Here is a 285-nt window from a genome sequence, read left to right as displayed (position 1 = left end):
CGCTCGACCCGCCCATCCCTCCGCTCCCACGTGTCGTCCCAGTGTGGCGGGACGCTAGCACGGACGCAGAGGGCGAGTTAAGAGCGGATGGGGTGGGAAGGTCGGTGTTTCCTCCCTTCTCCCCTAGTGGGAGAAGGTCCCGGCAGGGGGGTGAGGGGTGCTACCGCAACCTGCAGCTTCGTTTCGATCGACTGCCGGAAAGGACAGGATTCATGGCCGTGCTGCGCATCGTCGCCAATCTCGCCGCCGCCGACCCGCAGGCGGCCCGTGCCTTCTACCAGGATC

The 285-nt window shown here is 66.7% G+C and carries 1 pseudogene; it reads left to right on the top strand.

Features of this window, described 5'->3' with window-relative positions:
- Positions 1-104 precede the first annotated feature (104 nt).
- Positions 105-285, top strand: a pseudogene (locus ACZYTC_RS34410) (hypothetical protein); the annotation flags it as partial.

It is taken from the genome of Labrys sp. F242, from assembly GCF_057813875.1.
The sequence above is the reverse complement of the archived record's forward strand: the minus strand, read 5'-3'. Positions and strand labels throughout refer to the sequence as shown.